This is a genomic window from Bacillus sp. FSL H8-0492 (assembly GCF_038006145.1).
Classification (GTDB): Bacteria; Bacillota; Bacilli; order Bacillales; family Bacillaceae_G; genus Bacillus_A; species Bacillus_A mycoides.
In genome coordinates, this window is record NZ_JBBOUP010000001.1 from 4,123,323 (window position 1) to 4,143,426 (window position 20,104).

The 20,104-nt window shown below is 35.0% G+C and carries 15 protein-coding genes, 1 pseudogene and 1 riboswitch; of the genes and pseudogenes, 1 reads left to right on the forward strand and 15 read right to left on the reverse strand.

The genetic code is table 11. From position 1 onward, the window contains the following. Nucleotides 1-81 precede the first annotated feature (81 nt). The 11 genes from MHH66_RS21155 to MHH66_RS21205 all read right to left on the reverse strand — a co-directional run bounded on the left by MHH66_RS21155 (nt 82) and on the right by MHH66_RS21205 (nt 15,950). Nucleotides 82-1,077: a hypothetical protein gene (locus tag MHH66_RS21155; RefSeq protein WP_078184048.1), complete on the reverse strand. Its 996-nt coding sequence runs from the start codon at nt 1,075-1,077 to the stop codon at nt 82-84. Between the two features lie 800 nt (nt 1,078-1,877). Continuing rightward, on the reverse strand, nt 1,878-2,306 hold the full coding sequence (locus tag MHH66_RS21160) for an LPXTG cell wall anchor domain-containing protein (protein WP_340867205.1): 429 nt from the start codon (nt 2,304-2,306) through the stop codon (nt 1,878-1,880). A 5-nt stretch (nt 2,307-2,311) separates the two neighbouring features. After that, nucleotides 2,312-10,141 (reverse strand): SpaA isopeptide-forming pilin-related protein, encoded by a 7,830-nt coding sequence (locus MHH66_RS21165; RefSeq protein ID WP_340867207.1) that lies wholly within the window; start codon nt 10,139-10,141, stop codon nt 2,312-2,314. Nucleotides 10,142-10,199: 58 nt separating this feature from the next. Beyond that, a riboswitch (cyclic di-GMP riboswitch) is annotated at nt 10,200-10,290 on the reverse strand. A gap of 172 nt (nt 10,291-10,462) precedes the next feature. Further along, nucleotides 10,463-10,999, reverse strand: a complete 537-nt coding sequence (locus tag MHH66_RS21170) for a TetR/AcrR family transcriptional regulator (protein WP_078184623.1) — start codon at nt 10,997-10,999, stop codon at nt 10,463-10,465. A 417-nt stretch (nt 11,000-11,416) separates the two neighbouring features. After that, nucleotides 11,417-11,683, reverse strand: a complete 267-nt coding sequence (locus MHH66_RS21175) for a CPCC family cysteine-rich protein (protein WP_002168957.1) — start codon at nt 11,681-11,683, stop codon at nt 11,417-11,419. 9 nt (nt 11,684-11,692) lie between these two features. After that, the gene (locus MHH66_RS21180; protein ID WP_002087154.1) at nt 11,693-12,127 is read right to left on the reverse strand and encodes a hypothetical protein; all 435 of its coding nucleotides are present in this window, start codon (nt 12,125-12,127) and stop codon (nt 11,693-11,695) included. A gap of 219 nt (nt 12,128-12,346) precedes the next feature. Continuing rightward, nucleotides 12,347-13,000 (reverse strand): DUF975 family protein, encoded by a 654-nt coding sequence (locus MHH66_RS21185; RefSeq protein ID WP_078184622.1) that lies wholly within the window; start codon nt 12,998-13,000, stop codon nt 12,347-12,349. Nucleotides 13,001-13,200: 200 nt separating this feature from the next. Further along, nucleotides 13,201-14,640: a PH domain-containing protein gene (locus MHH66_RS21190; protein WP_063217562.1), complete on the reverse strand. Its 1,440-nt coding sequence runs from the start codon at nt 14,638-14,640 to the stop codon at nt 13,201-13,203. Beyond that, a complete protein-coding gene (locus MHH66_RS21195; RefSeq protein ID WP_063217561.1) occupies nt 14,633-15,109 on the reverse strand; it encodes a PH domain-containing protein in 477 nt (158 codons plus the stop codon). Before MHH66_RS21195 ends, MHH66_RS21190 begins: the two co-directional genes overlap by 8 nt. Before the next feature lie 83 nt (nt 15,110-15,192). Then, on the reverse strand, nt 15,193-15,363 hold the full coding sequence (locus MHH66_RS21200) for a hypothetical protein (protein WP_002188645.1): 171 nt from the start codon (nt 15,361-15,363) through the stop codon (nt 15,193-15,195). Between the two features lie 2 nt (nt 15,364-15,365). Further along, nucleotides 15,366-15,950, reverse strand: coding sequence for a TetR/AcrR family transcriptional regulator (locus tag MHH66_RS21205; RefSeq protein WP_078184621.1), 585 nt, complete (start codon nt 15,948-15,950; stop codon nt 15,366-15,368). Between the two features lie 156 nt (nt 15,951-16,106). Between MHH66_RS21205 and MHH66_RS21210 the strand changes: the two genes are divergently transcribed. Then, nucleotides 16,107-16,220 carry a sporulation protein YjcZ gene (locus tag MHH66_RS21210; protein ID WP_100248569.1) on the forward strand — a complete coding sequence of 38 codons (114 nt, stop codon included), beginning with the start codon at nt 16,107-16,109 and terminating at the stop codon, nt 16,218-16,220. Between the two features lie 193 nt (nt 16,221-16,413). Here MHH66_RS21210 and MHH66_RS21215 read toward each other — a convergent pair whose 3' ends face one another. From MHH66_RS21215 to ecsC, 4 genes and pseudogenes are all read right to left on the reverse strand, one after another. Further along, nucleotides 16,414-17,115, reverse strand: a complete 702-nt coding sequence (locus MHH66_RS21215; RefSeq protein ID WP_078184620.1) for a LutC/YkgG family protein — start codon at nt 17,113-17,115, stop codon at nt 16,414-16,416. Further along, a pseudogene (locus MHH66_RS21220) lies at nt 17,096-18,518 on the reverse strand (LutB/LldF family L-lactate oxidation iron-sulfur protein). Before MHH66_RS21220 ends, MHH66_RS21215 begins: the two are co-directional and overlap by 20 nt. A gap of 2 nt (nt 18,519-18,520) precedes the next feature. Beyond that, complete coding sequence (locus MHH66_RS21225; RefSeq protein ID WP_078184619.1) at nt 18,521-19,258, reverse strand: (Fe-S)-binding protein; 738 nt, start codon at nt 19,256-19,258, stop codon at nt 18,521-18,523. A 136-nt stretch (nt 19,259-19,394) separates the two neighbouring features. Beyond that, nucleotides 19,395-20,102, reverse strand: coding sequence for an ecs operon protein EcsC (gene ecsC, locus MHH66_RS21230; protein WP_063217557.1), 708 nt, complete (start codon nt 20,100-20,102; stop codon nt 19,395-19,397). Between the last annotated feature and the right edge of the window lie 2 nt (nt 20,103-20,104).

Below are 20,104 nucleotides of genomic sequence, written 5' to 3' on the forward strand. Positions count from 1 at the left end.
CTTTTGCTAGATGCTTTTTTTTATGCTAAACAAACTTAAAAGGGTATCCTCAAATACTTTGAGGATACCCTTTTTATCGATTTAGTGTATTTCAACAATTGTACCATCTTCAAATACTTTGAATACGCCAGTAAATCCTGGTCCAGCTGCACCTTCTATTTTATATGTCGTACGCACTCTAATTTGATAATATTTCTTTCCATTTTCTACTTGCGTATTCTCTAGTGTGTAATCATATTCTTCTTTATATTCATTTTTGATATATTCTTTAGCTTTCTCAAAAGTAAATGCATCTTGCTTCTTCTCTGTCTCTACCTTTTGATTCTTTTCCGTATCCACTTTTTGGTTCTTCTCTGTCGCTACCTTTTGATTCTTTTCTGTCTCTGCTTTTTGGTTCTTTTCTGTTACTGCCTTTTGATTCTTTTCTGCCTCTGCTTTTTGGTTCTTTTCTGTCGCTACCTTCTGATTCTTTTCTGTCGCTACCTTTTGACTCGTTACTGCATCAGTTTTTTGTGCCTTCGCTGCTGCCGTTACATTCTTTGCAGTTTTTTCCTCTTCATCAATTTTAGTGATTAATCCTAAAGCCTTTTTATTATATTCTTCAAGGTTCTTGTTATCTTTTGTTTCTGAAACTACCTTATTTAACATCTCTTTCGCTTCTGCATAATTTTTCTTACTTATTAACTCTTCGCTTTTCACCAGTTGCTCTTCATACTTCTTTTTTTGTTCTAAGATCGCTACTAATGCTGTTCGTTCTTCCTTGGCTTGTTTTATAAGCGTATTATTTCCATTCTTCATGTTCTCTACTTTTCCAAATGACTTGATTGATTCTTCTACCTTTGTTTCTTCTTTTAACTTCACTGCTTCAATCATTACTTTCGTTTGTTCTACAAGCACTGTTGCATCTGAATCATCTTTTTTCTCATCTAATGCTCGTTCAAATGATGATAAAGCATTTTTATATTCTTTATTCGTTAACGCGGTCTTCCCTTCATCCATTGCTTTGTCAAAATCCCCATTACTACATCCAGCTAGCATTAAAAACGTAAGTCCAATTACCGTTAATAACTTTCTCATTTTCTCTCCCCCTATATATACCTAAAACAATAACATCATATGTATAAAAGTCTGTGTAGTAATTAGACTGAAAGTAAATATGTACTGTACATTTCATTTACTATCATTACTTAAAACTCCTAAATAGTTGGTAGTTGGTTTTCTTCTTCTTTTAAGACAGAAAGGAATTTTAATAAAGCCCTTACTCAGAATCTTTACTACACACACTCTTATACACATAGAAAAATCATTTTTCGTTTATAGTTTGCTATTTCTTCAGCTTTAAATATTCTCAGCTAATTGGAATACAAACTATAATCTGTAACATACCGAAAAGCAACAGAAAACAAAATGTAACAAAAGTCACGACTCGTAACTCTCTTGTAACACAAATGTAACATAAAGGTTTTAAACATACAATAGTTTTTTTACATTATTTTCCCCCCTCTACATTTTAAGATCCAATAAGATTCCAACCCTAATTTCATCTCCCACCTACTATTGGACTATCGCTCTTCAAACGCTTTAAGAACGGGACTTATTTCCTAAATCGTTAAAATTAATTACATAGATTGCTCTTTTTCAACAAAACACTACGAAAACGTATAAACTTTTCCTTCCATACCTTTACACATCAAATATATATAATAAAGCTAGTTTTTATACTTTTTTTGAAATAAGCACATTCGTGAAGCGGGAAGACATTTATCTTCCCTTGTGTTTTTTATTTGCAGCTAATTCTTTTGCTAGATGCTTTTTTTTATGCCAAATAATATAAAAAAGGTATCCTCAAATACTTTGAGGATACCTTTTCACTTTTATTATCCTTGCTTTTTTCTACCTAATACGAGTAATCCAAAACTCATCATTACAAGAAGTGCTCCCATATATGGTTCCACAGGCATTTTCTGCCCTGTCTTCGGTAATTCTTTTTCAGGTTTCTCTGGATTCGTTGTTCCAGGCTTCTCTGGGTTCGTTGTTCCAGGCTTCTCTGGATTCGTTGTTCCAGGTTTCTCTGGATCTGTTGTTCCAGGCTTCTCTGGATCTGTTGTTTCCGGTTTTTCTGGATCTGTTGTTTCCGGTTTTTCTGGATCTGTTGTTCCAGGCTTCTCTGGATCTGTTGTTCCAGGCTTCTCTGGATCTGTTGTTCCAGGCTTCTCTGGATCTGTTGTTCCAGGCTTCTCTGGATCTGGTTTTTCCGGTTTTTCTGGATCTGGTTTTTCTGGACCTGGTGGTGCTAAATGACTCAATTCGTTTAATACTTCTCTAATTGAACTGAATTTATCATTCCTTTTGTAATTTCAAATGGAATTGGATTAGTTAATTTTTCATATCCTTTTGGTGCTTCTACTTCTACAAGTGTGTAGTTACCTACAGATAAATCTGAGACTTTTGCTTTTCCTTCTTTATCTGTTGTTACTCTCGCTACTACTTTACCTTTTTCATCATGAACTTCAAACACAGCTCCTGATAATATATTCTTGCTTTCAGCAGCCATTTTTGTAATTTCCACTGAACCTTTATCTAACTGTTCATTCTCTACTTTCAATGATAAAACTTTCGTCATACCTTTTGTAATTTCAAATGATACTGGTTCTGTTAACTTCTTGTAACCTGGTAAGCCTGCTTTTTCTACTAATTTGTACTTTCCTACAGATAAGTCTGAGAATTTTGCTTTTCCACTTTTATCTGTTGTTAATTCCTTTACTACTGTTCCAGCTTCATCTTGTACTTCGAAGACTACACCTTCTAATGCTTTTTGGCTCTCTTTATCTACTTTTGTAATTTCTACTGAACCTTTGTCTAATAGTTCATTCTCTACTTTCAATGATAAAACTTTCGTCATACCTTTTGTAATTTCGAACGATACTGGTTCTGTTAGTTCTTTGTAACCTGGTAAGCTTTCTTTCTCTACTAATTTGTACTTTCCTACAGATAAATCTGAAATTGTTGCTTTTCCTTCTTTATCTGTCGTTACTTCAGTTACTACTTTGCCTTGCTCATCTTGCACTTCAAAGACTACGCCTGCTAATGCTTTTTGACTGTCTTTATCTACTTTTGTAATTTCTACTGAACCTTTATCTAACTGCTCATTCTCCACTTTCAACGATAGGACTTCTGTCATACCTTTTGTAATTTCAAATGATACTGGTTCTGTTAATTTTTTGTATCCTGGTAAGTTTTCCTTCTCTATTAATTTGTACTTACCTACAGATAAATCTGAAATTGTTGCTTTTCCTTCTTTATCTGTCGTTACTTCTGTTACTACTTTTCCTTGCTCATCTTGCACTTCAAAAACTACGCCTGCTAATGCTTTTTGGCTCTCTTTATCTACTTTTGTAATTTCTACTGAACCTTTATCTAACAGTTCGTTCTCTACTTTCAATGATAAAACTTTCGTCATACCTTTTTTAATTTCGAACGATACTGGCTCTGTTAGTTTTTTGTATCCCGGTAAGCCTGCTTTTTCTACTAATTTGTACTTGCCTACAGATAAGTCTGAGACTTTTGCTTTTCCATCTTTATCTGTCGTTACTTCTGTTACTACTTTGCCTTGCTCATCTTGCACTTCAAAAACTACGCCTGCTAATGCTTTTTGGCTCTCTTTATCTACTTTTGTAATTTCTACATTTCCCTTGTCTAACATTTCGTTTTCTACTGTTAAAGTAAGAGATTTTGTCATACCTTTTTCAATTTGGAAAGTAATCGGATCTACTAATTGCTTATATCCTTTTGGTGCTTTTACTTCTACCAACTTGTATGTTCCAACTGATAAATTAGTAACTTGTGCGTGTCCTTTTTTATCTGTCGTTATTTTAGCGACTACTTGTCCTGCTTCGTCTTGAATCTCAAATACGGCATCAGCTAAAGCATCTTTATTTTCTTTGTCTACTTTTGTAATTTCTACATTTCCTGTATCCACTAATTCATTTTCGACAGTTAATTGTAATGCTGTAACTCTACCTTTTTCAATTTCGAATAAAATTGGTTTTTCTAGTGGTTTGTATCCGGCTGATGTTTCTACCTCCACCAACTCATACTTTCCAATAGATAAATCTGAAACGTTTGCCTTTCCATCTTTATCCGTTTTTACTTTTGTTACTACTTTCCCTTTTGAATCACGTACTTCAAACACAACACCTTCTAATGGTGCTTTACTATCTTTGTCTATTTTTGTGATTTCAACATTCCCCGTATCCACCATTTCGTTTTCTACAGTGAACGCTAGAGATTTTGTCATACCTTTTTTAATTTCAAATGGTACCGGCTTTTCTAATTTTTTGTATCCTGGTAAGCTCTCTACTTCTACCAGCTTGTACTTTCCTACAGATAAGTCTGAAACGTTTGCTTTTCCTTCCTTATCTGTTGTTACTTTTGTTACTACTTTGCCAGTTTCGTCTTGAACTTCGAAGACTACACCTGCTAACAATACCTTATTATCTTTATCTATCTTCGTTATCTCTACATTTCCCGTATCTACCATTTCATTTTCTATTTTTAATGATAGAACTTCTGTCATACCTTTTTTGATTTCAAATGATACTGGTTCTGTTAACTTCTTGTAACCTGGTAAGCCTGCTTTTTCTACTAATTTGTACTTTCCTACAGATAAGTCTGAGACTTTTGCTTTTCCGTCTTTATCTGTCGTTACTTCAGTTACTACTTTACCTTGCTCATCTTGTACTTCAAACACTACGCCCGCTAATACTTTTTGGCTGTCTTTATCTACTTTTGTAATTTCTACTGAGCCTTTATCTAACTGCTCATTCTCCACTTTCAACGATAGGACTTCTGTCATACCTTTTGTAATTTCAAATGATACTGGTTCTGTTAGTTCTTTGTAACCTGGTAAGCTTTCTTTCTCTACTAATTTGTACTTTCCTACAGATAGATCTGAAATTGTTGCTTTTCCTTCTTTATCTGTCGTTACTTCAGTTACTACTTTGCCTTGCTCATCTTGCACTTCGAAGACTACGCCTGCTAATACTTTTTGACTGTCTTTATCTACTTTTGTAATTTCTACTGAGCCTTTATCTAGCAGTTCGTTCTCTACTTTTATTGATAAAACTTCCGTCATACCTTTTTTAATTTCGAACGATACTGGTTTTGCTAGTTTTTTATATCCTGGTAAGCTTTCTACCTCTACTAGCTTATATTTCCCTACTGATAAATTTGAAATGTTTGCTTTTCCATCTTTATCTGTTGTTACTTTTGTTACTACTTTATCTTTTTCATCTTGCACTTCGAAGGTTACGCCCGCTAATACTGCGCCACTTTCTTTGTCCACTTTTGTAATTTCTACTGAACCTTTGTCTAACATTTCGTTTTCTACTGTTAAAGTAAGAGATTTTGTCATGCCTTTTTTAATTTCGAACGATACTGGCTCTGTTAGTTTTTTGTATCCCGGTAAGCCTGCTTTTTCTACTAATTTGTACTTGCCTACAGATAAGTCTGAGACTTTTGCTTTTCCGTCTTTATCTGTCGTTACTTCTGTTACTACTTTGCCTGCTTCATCTTGTACTTCAAAGACTACGCCTGCTAATACTTTTTGGCTGTCTTTATCTACTTTTGTAATTTCTACTGAGCCTTTATCTAACTGCTCATTTTCTACTTTCATTGATAGGACTGTCGTCATACCTTTTGTAATTTCGAATGATACTGGTTCTGTTAATTTTTTGTATCCTGGTAAGCCTGCTTTTTCTACTAATTTGTACTTGCCTACAGATAAGTTTGAAATTTTTGCTTTTCCTTCTTTATCTGTCGTTACTTCTGTTACTACTTTTCCTTGCTCATCTTGTACTTCGAAGACTACGCCTTCTAATACTTTTTGACTGTCTTTATCTACTTTTGTAATTTCTACTGAACCTTTATCTAACTTTTCGTTCTCTACTTTCATTGATAGGACTTCTGTCATACCTTTTTTAATTTCGAACGATACTGGTTTCGCTAGTTTTTTGTATCCTGGTAAGCTTTCTACCTCTACTAGCTTATATTTCCCTACTGATAAATCTGAAATTGTTGCTTTTCCATCTTTATCTGTTGTTACTTTTGTTACTACTTTATCTTTTTCATCTTGCACTTCGAAGGTTACGCCCGCTAATACTGCGCCACTTTCTTTGTCCACTTTTGTAATTTCTACTGAACCTTTATCTAACAGTTCGTTCTCTACTTTCAATGATAAAACTTTCGTCATACCTTTTTTAATTTCGAACGATACTGGCTCTGTTAGTTTTTTGTATCCCGGTAAGCCTGCTTTTTCTACTAATTTGTACTTGCCTACAGATAAGTCTGAGACTTTTGCTTTTCCATCTTTATCTGTCGTTACTTCTGTTACTACTTTGCCTGCTTCATCTTGTACTTCAAAGACTACGCCCGCTAATGCTTTTTGGCCTTCTTTATCTACTTTTGTAATTTCTACATTACCCTTGTCTAACATTTCGTTTTCTACTGTTAAAGCAAGAGATTTTGTCATACCTTTTTCAATTTGGAAAGTAATAGGATCTACTAATTGCTTATATCCTTTTGGTGCATTTACCTCTACCAACTTGTATGTTCCAACTGATAAATTAGTAACTTGTGCGTGCCCTTTTTTATCTGTCGTTATTTTAGCGACTACTTGTCCTGCTTCGTCTTGAATCTCAAATACGGCATCAGCTAAAGCATCTTTATTTTCTTTGTCTACTTTTGTAATTTCTACATTTCCTGTATCCACTAATTCATTTTCGACAGTTAATTGTAATGCTGTAACTCTACCTTTTTCAATCTCGAATGAAATTGGTTTTTCTAGCGGTTTGTATCCTGCTGGTGTTTCTACTTCTACCAACTCATACTTTCCAATAGATAAATCTGAAACATTTGCATTTCCATCTTTATCCGTTTTTACTTTAGTAACTACTTTACCTTTTGAATCACGTACTTCAAACACAACACCTTCTAATGGCGCTTTACTATCTTTGTCTATTTTCGTGATTTCAACATTCCCCGTATCCACCATTTCGTTTTCTACAGTAAATGTTAAAGACTTCATCATACCTTTTTTAATTTCGAATGATACTGGTTTTTCTAACTTTTTATAACCAGGTAAACTTTCTACCTCTACTAATTCATACTTTCCTACAGGTAAATCTGAAACATTTGCTTTTCCATCTTTATCTGTCGTTACTTTTTTCACCTCATTGCCCTTCTCATCTTGGACAACAAACGTTACTCCCGCTAACGGCGCCTTATTATCTTTATCTATCTTCGTTATCTCTACGTTTCCGGTATCTACCATTTCATTTTCTACTTTTAATGATAGTACCTCGGTCATGCCTTTTTTGATTTCAAATGATACTGGCTCTGTTAGTTTCTTATAGTCTGGTAAACTTTCAACTTCTACTAGTTTGTATTTCCCTACTGATAGGTCTGCAATTTTTGCTTTCCCATTTTTATCTGTTGTTACTTTCTTTATTACTTTTCCAGCTTCATCTTGCACTTCGAAGACTACACCTTCTAATGCTTTTTGGCTGTCTTTATCTACTTTTGTAATTTCTACTGAGCCTTTATCTAACTGCTCATTCTCTACTTTCAATGATAAGATTTCTGTCATACCTTTTTTAATTTCGAATGATACTGGCTCTGTTAGTTTTTTGTAACCTGGTAAGCTTTCCGTCTCTACTAATTTGTATTTTCCTACTGATAAGTCTGAGACATTCGCTTTTCCATCTTTATCTGTCGTTACTTTTTTCACCACTTTGCCTTTTTCATCTTGCACTTCGAAGACTACGCCTGCTAATGCTTTTTGGCTGTCTTTATCTACTTTTGTAATTTCTACTGAGCCTTTGTCTAACTGCTCATTTTCTACTTTCAATGATAGGACTGTCGTCATACCTTTTTTAATTTCAAATGATACTGGCTCTGTTAGTTTTTTGTAACCTGGTAAGCTTTTCGTCTCTACTAATTTGTATTTTCCTACTGATAGATCTGAAACGTTTGCTTTTCCTTCTTTATCTGTTGTTACTTTTCTTACTACTTCACCTTTCTCATCTTGGACTTCAAATTCGACACCCGCTAATACTGCGCCGTTTTCTTTGTCCACTTTTGTAATTTCTACTGAGCCTTTGTCTACCATTGCATTTTCTACTTGTATTGGGAATATACCATCCCCTGTTACATCTACTTCAAACTCTTTTTTTTTTAATTGGTATCCTTCGGGCGCTTTCGTTTCTTTTAAAATATATTTTCCTGGTGCTAACGGTTTAGAAATTGCCTTACCGTCTTTATCTGTAAGAATATGTTCAACTACTACACCGTCTTTTACTATATCAAACTCTGCATTTGCTAATGGTTTTTCACCATTTTCCGAATCAATTTTCTTTAATTCAATTTGACCCTTTTGCATGGTATTTTTAATTTCAATTGTTTTTGTTTCTCCAGCTTGAAGTGTAACCTCTACCGGACTTGTTAATTTTTGATATCCTTCAGGTGCTACTTTTTCATAAATTTTATACGTTCCAGGTGCTAAAGTTTGAGGTGCTGAAAAACCTTTTTCGCCTGTTTTCAGTACTGCAACAACCTTATCCTCGCTATTTCGAACTTCAAATTCGGCACCTGTTAACCCTTTATTCGGATTCTCAGCATCTATTTTATGAATAGCTACTGTACCGTCTTTTGGAGGTTCAGGCGGCGTAACCGTTACTTCATTCGATGTTAATTTATTATCATCATAATGTAACTCTGCTTTATTAGGAATCTTCTTATCTACATAAGAAGATAAGTCTGCATCAGCTTTAATTTTCGCCTTAATATTCAAGTTAATTATCTGGTCTTCATATGACTTATAGTCAAAACTCTCACCGAACGTAAATGTTACTTCACTTTTTTGTTTATCTATCGTTAGTGTTCCTTTAGAAGTAATATCTTGGCCATTTTGATCATATACTTTTGCCTCTAATACTTCTAAAACATCTTCTAAATCATCACTAATTACCATTGATGTATACTTAGGCGGATCTTTCGGTATATGCGTACCAACTTGGTATTGAATAGGTTGATCCATTTGTGTTAACTGCTGATTCTCTACAAGCTTACCATTCTCATCAACTATATTTTTTTCAATGCTAGGTGGATTATCGTCACCTGAACCGGTTCCTCCCCCACCACTTACGAATACTTGTCCTACTTTTTCTTCAGTTTTAATATTTTTGCCTTCTAATTTCACTGTATTTTTATGAGGTTTTGCAGCAGGATTTGTAATCTTTGTTTTATATCTTAAAATATAACCTTTTGAACTGTCTGGAAATTCAATTGTAAATCCAGTCTTCGTTGCATTGATTTTAATTTTAGATAAATCTGCTGGTTTAATATTTGTTGGTGCATAACCATCTTCAAATACAGCCTCTTCTAATACTACGCTGTCTGTAATTAACTCATGCCCAGGTCCTAATGTGTCTGTTAATTTAAGATCTTGCATTTCTGTTCCAGTTGCATTTACATATACAAGCCAGTCAGCAATGGACGGATCTTCTTGATTATAAGAGCCCCATTTCAATAAATTATCTGTATTTGGCTGTGGCTTGGGTCTCTCTGTCGTATTACTTACACTTACTTCTTTATTTACGATTTGACCATCAACGTTAAATTCTAATGGAATTTCTTTCACGCCATCATATGCTTCTAGACCAAAGTAGAATTCTACAAATAAAGAACCTTTAACGTTATTCTTTCCTTCTACATAATCACCCATAGTACACGTTAATAGACCCTTTTTCATCTCACATGTACCAACTGTTTTTCCTTCAGCATCTTTTAAAGGAAAACTCATATTCATAAGATCTTTTCGAAATTCTTTTGGCATATCAATTGTGAATTGATCTCCACTCTTTATCTGTTCTTTAGCAGACCACTTCACTTCTACTTTCATACCATCTGAAGCCTGATATGGTTCAGATGTCGTGCCATCAGTACGGGAAATATTAATCTCATCTACTGGACTTTTCATCACAGCAGCTTGAATAACTGGAGCCCACACATTCAGCACTGAAAATAATACTAGAAAAACTAATGAAACCATTGAAATGTGCCTTTTAGTACTTTTCGCTTGCATATTTTCCTCCTTGAATATTATATTTATATAATAAAAAAGATCGTCCGATTGCATCAAAAAGTGCAACCAGACGATCTTAGTAACCAATATATTACCGTAGACTCTAAGCTTTGCGGCCTATCCTTTCGAATAGTGTGCTAAAAATATTTTTTTATTCTTTTTTTGTTTCATTTTCCTTTTGAACCAAATATTACTATACCGTCTGGACGGTTATAATTCAACACCCTGCAAAATTGTTCTATTATTCTAATAAAAAAATAATTCCCCACCGGATTAAATAAACCAATGGGGAATTATCTTTTATTCTATAGTTTATATATTCTATTTATAGGAAGCATTAATAAGGGTTTGAATCACTTTTTCTCTTAATTCGGGACTTAGTCTTCCGACCCCTAAACATTCCGAATACCATAATCCATCAGCTGCTAATCTAATAATTGTGGCACAAACAGAATCCATTTCATCATTTTCTATTTTAGTTTGCAATTGCTGAAATGCTTGTTGTAATGGCTCAAGTAATTCAGGTTTTAGCATTAATGCTGCCATCATACTACTACACAACTCTTCTGTTCTTTTCTCATTACTTAATCTTTCCTCTACAAAAGAACGAACCCACCTTCCTTTCTTCTCTGTGTCTTCCGTTACCTTATTATGAATAGCACCATGATACTCCTCTGTCCCTTTAAGTATCATGCCTTCTATTAAAGCTTCTTTATTTGAAAAGTGATACAATAACCCACCTTTACTTACACCTGCCTCTTTTGCTACTGCTTCTAAAGTTAACTTAGCTACTCCTTTAAATTGAACAATTTGAGAAGCGGCGGCTAAAATTTTTTGCCGTGTTATGCTCGTGTTCATTCCTTTTTAAACCCTCATTTCTACTAATTCTATCTAAATACGTATTTTATTTTTAATATTGTTGAATACTACTAGATATTTTTTATTCAATATAGGCTTCATTACATTTGAATTGTTAGTTGCTTCTTCTATTAAAAATTTCCATATCATCCAATATGATAACATTAAATACACTCCGTAAACTATACATCTATACATTTATATAAATTCCTAATATTCCCATAAATGTGAAATACAATTTTAACGAGTCGATTTCCTATCCTTTAGTTTTCAAGCATTTTTCGACGCTGGTCTTCCTACCACCCTATCAGCTTTATTGTTTTATTTTATAAGAAGATGCCAATTCTTTAATCACTAAATAAAAAATGTTATTACTTCTCTTTCTATAAGTAATAACATTTTCTACCTATAAACCACTTAACAAATTTCTCTCCAACTAGCATCCTTCACATCTTCACTAGTCGGCTTTCTAACTGATCCAACAAAACATTCCTCGCAAGCACCAAACGCAATGAAATTTCTCTGTGCTTGTCTTAACGAGGGCTCATTTGCTCCGCCTTCAAAGTCATGATCGTTAAACTGAACAGGATCATCTTCCCAATAACATATGTTACAGATTTCATATGTACCTGGTGGTTCTTCTTCTAACGTTTTATATCCGCAGCATGGACAAGTGTATTTCATATAATCACCTTATTTCTCTTCATATGTAGTCCTGCTTACTAAAAATGTAATAGAGCAAATGACAGTTAGTCCCATAAAGTACATCATTACAACAATACGCGTATTTTCATATATTGTAGGGAACCCGTCAGATATAACTTCATAACCAAAAACAATACTTATAGCTAAGAGAATATATAAAATTAAGGATGGAATAAAATGTAGCTTTACAGGTAAAATAACACACCTAAACAATATCTCCCCAAGAAGACAGCCAACTAAAACAACAGGGATTCCAATTATCAAAGTAGCAGCCAACATGTTGGCCATAGCAATAAAAAGATTCGTAAAAATAGAAAATAGCCCTCCTTCGAAAATCCCCTTCTCATCGTATATTTGAACTATCGTCATTGAAATAAATAAACTTAATAAAGAATGGGAATACGGAATTAAAAATTTCCTCAATCATGCTCACCTCACTTTTCCCTTCACATATATTATTCATTATTTTCTATCATTTTCACATGAAAAAATACCCCTCTATGATAAAACATAGAGGGAAGAATTTCTATATAAAAACCTATACCTTATCCTGAAGTGAACCCCGAAAACAGAACACATATCAAAACACCTAAACCATCTGTTCCCTATATTCTTTAGGGGACAAGTGGTTTAGGTGGTTTATTAGAAAGTAGTACCTTCTTTTTTATAATATTCTTTTGAAATCTCTTCATAAAATGCTGCCGATGTCGCGTAGAAATAAGGTGCTAACCATAAGAAACCGATTCCTATAGTAAGAATACTTAAAATGAACCAGCCAAGGAAACTTAAGCATAGTAAAAAGTAATCCATTTTATGTCCGTTCATCATACGGCGACTTTCGGTAATTGCTTGATTCGCTGTGTATTCTGGATGATCATTCAAAATAAAATACGTCATAGAATAAGAAAATGATTTAATAATACCCGGAATAATAAGAAGTAATGTCCATAGAATTACGTATACATACATTAGTAAATATGTTAAAAATGCCTTCATAAACTTACTTCCATCGCTAAACCATCTAAATAAATGACCGATACTAGCATTAGTCCCACGAATTACATTTAAAACTAGGTAATAGGCACCCGTTGTTAACGGACCGATAATAAGCATTGCAATAATAGTTACTGTAAGCGAATCACTTGCTTCTTCCCAACCCCAAAACATTGAGAAAACACCTGTGGTTAGAAGTTCGATAGCTCCAATAAGGATTCCAAGTAATAAGGTTGCCCCTACCGCTAATCCCCATTTTCCTTTTAATGCATCAAGTGCTTCTCTTTTCAACTGACTTATCATATATAACCTCCTAATATTATTTCTATATTAGTATACCATTTATATCAAAAATTTCACGAATTTCCCTGAAATAGAAAGGTACTACTTTTTTCTGATACGTATTGAGAAATGTGAGCTGTATTTGCACCCATATATGAATCAAACTACTCATTTCTCCATAACAAAAAAGCCTGCCTTTCATACTAGGCAAGCCATTCTATTTAATTCTCACTTAATTTCTTCTTATACCAATCCTGCATTCTCTCCGCATCTTCTACTCTCGTATGCTCTAGTTTATAATTCGATGATGCACTAGAAAACGTATACGTACATAAATCCGCCCGGCGCTGGAAATATGATTGTGTTTTTTCAATTGATTGGACGTGTCTTCTTCTTACAAGTCCTGTATGTTTCCCAATACTACGATGTATAATCGTAATTTGTTCTCCGTTTACACCGTAACCATTTGTTTTAAATGTTGCGTATCCAAGTGTAAAGATGAGGATAGCTAGCGGTAACAACGCCCACATGATGAAATACTTTTCAAAGTATATGCTTATCCCAGTAAGCGGGATTGCTAGCATTGCGAAGAAAATGAAACTATCAATTAAATAACGGCGCAAGGCTGCTTTTGGTAATGCAGTAATATTTGTATTCAGTTCATATGGCAATTGTAAATGAGCGAGTAACTCTTGCACACGATCTTTTCGAATAATCGGATGCAGCGTAACTTTGTCTTTCTCTTCTCCCAATCCCTTACTTTGAATGACTTCGACTTGCACAGCACAATAACCGAACATCTGACGGAAAATACCTTCTTTTATCGTAATCCCTTGAATGCGGTGTAACTTTAGTACAAGTTCTTTCCTTTCAAGTAATCCTTGAGAAATACGCACTTCATCGTTTTTTCGATTTACTGTGAAATTACCATGTTTTAACGCGTAACCAATTGTAGATATAATCCACGAAAGGACGAGTAAAATAGCTACCATGTAAATCCAGCCGTATATATCATGATCCATTACATACGACTCTACGCTATTTTTTATCCATTTCGGAATGTACTCATCTACTTGGTGATACACGAAAAAGATTAATGAGAATAATAGTCCAAACTGACCAGATGTAACAGATGCTAATAAAATTTCTTTCAAAGTTAATTTGTACTCTGTCGCTTGCTTTTCCTCTGTCATAACTTCTTTTTCTACTACTTCTTCTGATGTTTCTTCTGCTTTCACTTCTGGAGTTGGCTCATTTAGTAAGGAAATAAGCTCCTTCGCCTCGTCTTCCGTAATACCAGCTAAGCTAACTTCTGCATCATCGCCTCCGCCAGCTGTTTCGATTTGAATTTTCTTTAAACCGAGCATTTGATATAACACGTTTGAACTTGTATTAATCGTTTGAACACGTTCTTTATTTAAGTAGCTCTCCTTCTTCACAAAGAGCCCTTGTTTCACATGTAATACGTTATTTTCAACCCAGTATGTTGTGTAATACCATTTTTCAAAAGCTGAAAAGACGGTGAGTAAACCGAATCCAGCGGGAATTAAATACCAAAATGGAAACTTTCCATTTAAACTAAACATGAAAATAAGTAATGGTATAAAGTCTGTTATTTTTAATTCTAATAACATCGTAATGGGATGCTGCCTCTTATACATCCTCATCACTCACTTTCGCTAATTCTGCGATTCTCGTTTTTAACATTTCTGCTTCATACATCGTTAAGCCTGGAATGCTGTGAGAAGTTGCTGCCGTTGCAATATGTAATTCTGCTAATCCATATTTTCTCATAATTGGCCCTTGTTCAATTGTCACGTGCTGTACACGAATCATCGGTACTAATACGCGCTTTACTACGAAAAGACCGTGCTGAATTTCAAGCTCTTCTTCATTTAATTGATAGCTATAATAACGCTGACGTAGTTTCGGGAATACAAAGTACGAAAATGGTGCTAGCGCAACTGTTAACCCAACCATCACATACAAAATCCACGCCCACCAATCAAACTTTATCATAAGGAACAGGTAAGCTAAAATGACGAGAATACCGATCCCTTCCTCAATTACAGCACGAACTTTCCACACCTTGACCATGTCAGGATGAATTTCATTTTTCAATGGATCCATGTAACCACTCCAAATCTATTAATCTAATATTTGAATTGTCTCAATCTATATTTTACATAACTTTACATAAAATTGAAAATTTATTATTTATCCTCTTTTTTCTCAGGAATAAAATACCCGAACCAAAGCAGCCAAACTAAACTAATTAACGCGAACCAACCTTTATCCGCTTGAAAAGCTTCAATCATACCTGGGATTTTATAAATTCCAATTAACCCCAGAAAACCGAGCCACCAGTTTTTCTGCATTTTCATTTTTATTCCCCCTCCTTCATTACGTTTTTCACATTTCGAATCCAAATTTCTTTATACTTTAAATCGAATCCTATTAATATGTAATTACTCATATTATCAATAACGAGCGCTAACGTATGCGCGTTTTCTTCAGTTGCATGTTGTGACACAACACCAAGTTCCACACCTTTCTTTAATAAATCGTCGAATCCATTTAAAAACTCTTCTTGTATTTCAAATAAGCGTTTCTGGTACTTTTCATTTCGCGTCGCAGTTACGATGAATTCATTTATAACGCGTAATATACCTTCTTGACCTCTATACTCAGACAACATATGTAAACCATCTGCGATTAATTTTTCTTCAAAATTTTCTTTCGTATATTGTTCTTTAACGAAGTAACCCTCGAATTGATATTCAGAAAAAATCTCTTCAAATAAAAAATCAACTAGCGCTTCTTTAGACGGAAAATGATAATAAATAGCTGGCTTTGATATGCCTACTTCTTTCGCAATCATTGAAAGACTCATCTTCTCAATGCCATGCTCTGCCATTAGTTTAAATGATGCATCTACAATGTGCTGCGATGTTTGTAAATTTTTTGTCATACTGTACCTCTTCTATTTTTACTTACCGGTCGGTAAGTAAATTGTAAAATGAAAATGAATGATTTGCAAGTTAATTAGAGTTTTAAAAGGAACTTCTTGATGAACCTAGAAAAATATAAAGTAAAAACAATGTATAACGATAAGGAGGATTTTCATATGGGATCTGGCGGTAAAGATGGTAAGAGCGGTAGTAGTGGGCTTTTATTACTCATTCTGCTCTTTATCGTATTCATTATAATTGGAGCTAGTTATAGTGTGTTTAGCTTCTAAGAAAAGACACAATTCAGTTAGTTATAGTAGCGTAGAAAACTTAAACAGAGATTAAAATTTTCCTTCTTAAGGTTTCTTCACCAGTAAGGGCACACAAAATAGAAAGCCCCGGTTATATTTAACAGCCAGCGCTTTCTATTTTCAGTATTCTTATAATGCTTCATCTATATTTCCAACTCGCACACGTAAATCATTATTGATCATCCACAATAATATACGCTGTTCTAATTGGCCCATGTACACCTACGACAAGGTTCATTTCAATATCCGCACTATTTGACGGACCCGAAACGAAGTTTACACAAGCCGGCAAGTTTTCTCCCGCTTTATTTTGATTATGGATCAGTTTTGTAGCTTGGGTTAATCTTGGCACAATCGTACTTTTAGGAACGATTGCAATATATGACTCCGGAAGAAGACTCACATGTCTTCCTTTTAACCCGTCATTAAATAGTACAACGGTTCCTGATTCTGCCAAAGTCATATCACTGAACGTAATGCCAAGGTCAGCAGCTTTCGCAAATTTTACGTCCTCTTCTTTATGATCTAATCCCCATGTACGAAAATGTGTTGTTCCTTCATTGTTGAAACATGGCGTAAGACCGTACTCATTAAAGCGCTCATCATTCGAACATATAACAGATTTGATATTCCAATCTGTTATAAAAGACCCCAATGTTTCAACAAAATTTCCCTTTGTTGTTCGCTTTACTTCTGTATGAATGACTTCGCAGTGCTCTATTAACTTTAATACAAGTTCGTCTTGCGCCAGTCCGTCAAAAACATCCCACTGCGGGGAAAAAGACCAGTTCGGTTTTTTCACTGCTTCTGGACGTTTCCTACCAAGCTTTTCTGATAACTGGAGTAAAAATTCCTCACGATTTTGGATGGCCATCATTGTTCTCCTTTTCGTGTTTTTCAAACCACTCTCGAAACGGTTGTTTTTTCGGAACTGGAAAATCTCTCGCATCCGTCCAAGCTTTTAACGGTCCAATTCCACGCTCGATCTTATCACCTTTCGCAAGAGGTTTTAATGCATACGGAGCGCTCTTCGCTGCAAAAGAAAATAGTCTAGGACTCTTCACCGCTTTTTCAAAACCTTTCATAGCCACGTTCCAAGCTACAGGTGATCGTTTTTCTTCTACAATGCGGCTGCGATGTTTAATTAATAAGTCATGTAACGGGATTTTCACTGGACACGCTTCTGTACAAGCACCACAAAGGCTAGATGCGTAAGGTAAATCCTTATATTCATCATATCCCCCTAAAAGCGGTGTCAACACAGCTCCAATTGGTCCTGGATAAATAGAGCCATATGCATGCCCACCAATATGCCTGTATACAGGACACACATTAATACATGCCGCGCAACGAATGCACTGGAGGACACTCTGTTCCTACAATATCGGAACGGCCATTATCAACAATGACTAAATGAAATTCCTCAGGTCCATCTGTTCCGCCAGGCTCAGTTAACCCTGTAATATAACTTGTTAACTTTTGTCCTACAGAACTTCGGCATAGAAGTGTTACTAAAACATCAAGCTCTTCCCATGTTGGGACAATACGTTCCATCCCCATAACTGTAATCAACGTTTTCGGAAGTGTCGTAGTAAGTCTTGCATTTCCTTCGTTTGCTACGATAGAAATTGATCCCGACTCTGCAACAGCAAAGTTACATCCAGTCACCCCTATATCCGCTGCAAAAAAATCATCACGTAAATACGATCTTACAAACCTCGCCATTTCCGTAGGATCAGATGTTCCAGTGTAATTTAACTTTGTTTTAAATATTTCACAAATGTGTTCTTTACCTTTGTGAAGACACGGAACAACAATATGTGATGGAGGATCGTGGTCGTTCACTTGTAGAATAAATTCAGCAAGATCTGTTTCTAACACTTCCGCTCCAGCTTCTTCAATCGCTTCATTTAAACTAATCTCTTCCGTTACCATCGATTTTGATTTCACAATTTTTTTCGCGTTTTTCTTTTTTACAATCTCTTTTACATATTCCCTTGCGTCTTCTGCAGTCTTTGCGAAATAAACGAAACCACCGTTTTTCTCAATATTTTCACTCAGCTCATATAAATAATAATCAAGGTTTTCTAATGTATGCTTTCGAATTTCTTCTCCTAAAGCTCGCCATTCTTCCCAGTTCCCAAGACTCTCAGTAGCTTTTAATTTCTTGACTCTCAGACCATCTTGCGCTTTCCTGACAGCCTGTCGCATAAATTGATCCCCAATACCTGTTGCAGTACGCTTATGAAAGGGATCGTTCCCAATTTTCATTCCCATCTCTATATCCCCCCTTGTTTTCGATCTTCATTTAATACTTGAGCAATATGTTTTACATCAATTGGATAACCATTACGTGTTAAACGTCCTTTTATATTCATTAAGCAGCTACAATCCATCCCGATTAACAATTCCGCACCGGTTTCCATAATATGCTTTACTTTTTCTTCAACCATTTGCTCAGAGATTTCTGGCATTTTCACCGAGAATGTCCCTCCAAATCCGCAACAATCATAATTATGCGGCAATGAAACAACTTCCAGTCCCTTTACACACTTTAATAGTTTTTGCGGTGGTTCCTTAATCCCCATTAATCGGCTCATATGACAAGATGTATGAACCGTTGCTTTTTTATGAAGCTCCGCACCTAAGTCTTCTTTCCCTAACACTTCAACTAGAAATTGTGTGAATTCATATGTTTTATTTCCAAGTTCAGTAGCTTTTTTCTTCCAATCCGCTTCACTGTCAGAAAATAAGCTAGAAAACTCGTGAACCATCATAGCGCAAGACCCCGATGGTGCCACAACATATTCTGAACTAGCAAAGGCTTCAATCATATGTTTTGCAGCTGTTTTTGTTTCTTTCACATACCCGCTATTATAAGCAGGTTGTCCACAGCAAGTTTGAGTTTTAGGAAAATCAACTTCACACCCTAAACCTTCAAGAATTTCCACAACATCTTTCCCTACTTCTGGATAAAAAACATCTGCAACACAAGTAATAAATATTGATACTTTCATATTTTGCACCCCTAAATACAGTAAAGTAAGCTCAAGTAACTTTATCTGTATATTATTGGTAAAAAAATTTAAAATATGAATAAAAATAAAAAAAGCATCCTAAATGTGTAATTTAGGATGCTTTTTGTAAAACAAATTAATTTCTACTAAGCAAGCGCATACGATAACAATTCATCGTTACTTCCCCAAGCCTTTGCAACAATTGATAATTCGCATATGCTCCGACCGGGGCACCGATGATTGGGACGAGCTGGAGCATTTTTGCTAAATCGATATAGTCTCGGTATTCTGTTTGGAACTTTTCCCAGTCCATATGATTTTCTTCTTCTGTATCCCACGTTTCAATCGCTTTCCATATTTCTTTTCGGTAATCGTCACTTGAAAAAGCAAGTTGGAAAACGTGAAGAATAAAAAGGCGCTCTTCTTTTTTACTCGTATCAAATCCGTACAATGTTGCTGCATCAAATAAAAATTTTATTTTAATAGTAAGTAATAACGGGAAATCGGCAAGGCCAAGGAGAATACCACCTGCCCCTGTTCCTGCCCCTTCTGCCGCTGCGACTTTTTTGTACTCATCCATTTTTTTACGTACTTCATCATCTCTTCTTTGCAGTGACCAGTTCGTTTCTTTTAGCTTCGGTTTTATGAAGTTTGATCCAGCACTAATTGTTTGCACCATCATCCGAATCGTTTCTGTTAGTACCTTTTGCACTTTCGCGGGCACTAGTTGTTGCACTTTCACCTGCACTTTTTTAGAGAACCGTGTCATCATAGAAGAATCTTTCATGAATGTAGCTTTCCACTGCTCCAATTCTTTTATAACCTTCTCTTCATATGTAATCATAG

Bases quoted from the DNA above. Each gene is read 5' to 3' on its own strand.
- MHH66_RS21155 (WP_078184048.1), bottom strand. From the start codon at position 1,077: ATGAGAAAGTTATTAACGGTAATTGGACTTACGTTTTTAATGCTAGCT.
- MHH66_RS21165 (WP_340867207.1), bottom strand. From the start codon at position 10,141: ATGCAAGCGAAAAGTACTAAAAGGCACATTTCAATGGTTTCATTAGTT.
- MHH66_RS21170 (WP_078184623.1), bottom strand. From the start codon at position 10,999: ATGAACACGAGCATAACACGGCAAAAAATTTTAGCCGCCGCTTCTCAA.
- MHH66_RS21175 (WP_002168957.1), bottom strand. From the start codon at position 11,683: ATGAAATACACTTGTCCATGCTGCGGATATAAAACGTTAGAAGAAGAA.
- MHH66_RS21185 (WP_078184622.1), bottom strand. From the start codon at position 13,000: ATGATAAGTCAGTTGAAAAGAGAAGCACTTGATGCATTAAAAGGAAAA.
- MHH66_RS21190 (WP_063217562.1), bottom strand. From the start codon at position 14,640: ATGTATAAGAGGCAGCATCCCATTACGATGTTATTAGAATTAAAAATA.
- MHH66_RS21195 (WP_063217561.1), bottom strand. From the start codon at position 15,109: ATGGATCCATTGAAAAATGAAATTCATCCTGACATGGTCAAGGTGTGG.
- MHH66_RS21200 (WP_002188645.1), bottom strand. From the start codon at position 15,363: ATGAAAATGCAGAAAAACTGGTGGCTCGGTTTTCTGGGGTTAATTGGA.
- MHH66_RS21205 (WP_078184621.1), bottom strand. From the start codon at position 15,950: ATGACAAAAAATTTACAAACATCGCAGCACATTGTAGATGCATCATTT.
- MHH66_RS21210 (WP_100248569.1), top strand. From the start codon at position 16,107: ATGGGATCTGGCGGTAAAGATGGTAAGAGCGGTAGTAGTGGGCTTTTA.
- MHH66_RS21215 (WP_078184620.1), bottom strand. From the start codon at position 17,115: ATGGCCATCCAAAATCGTGAGGAATTTTTACTCCAGTTATCAGAAAAG.
- MHH66_RS21225 (WP_078184619.1), bottom strand. From the start codon at position 19,258: ATGAAAGTATCAATATTTATTACTTGTGTTGCAGATGTTTTTTATCCA.
- ecsC (WP_063217557.1), bottom strand. From the start codon at position 20,102: ATGATTACATATGAAGAGAAGGTTATAAAAGAATTGGAGCAGTGGAAA.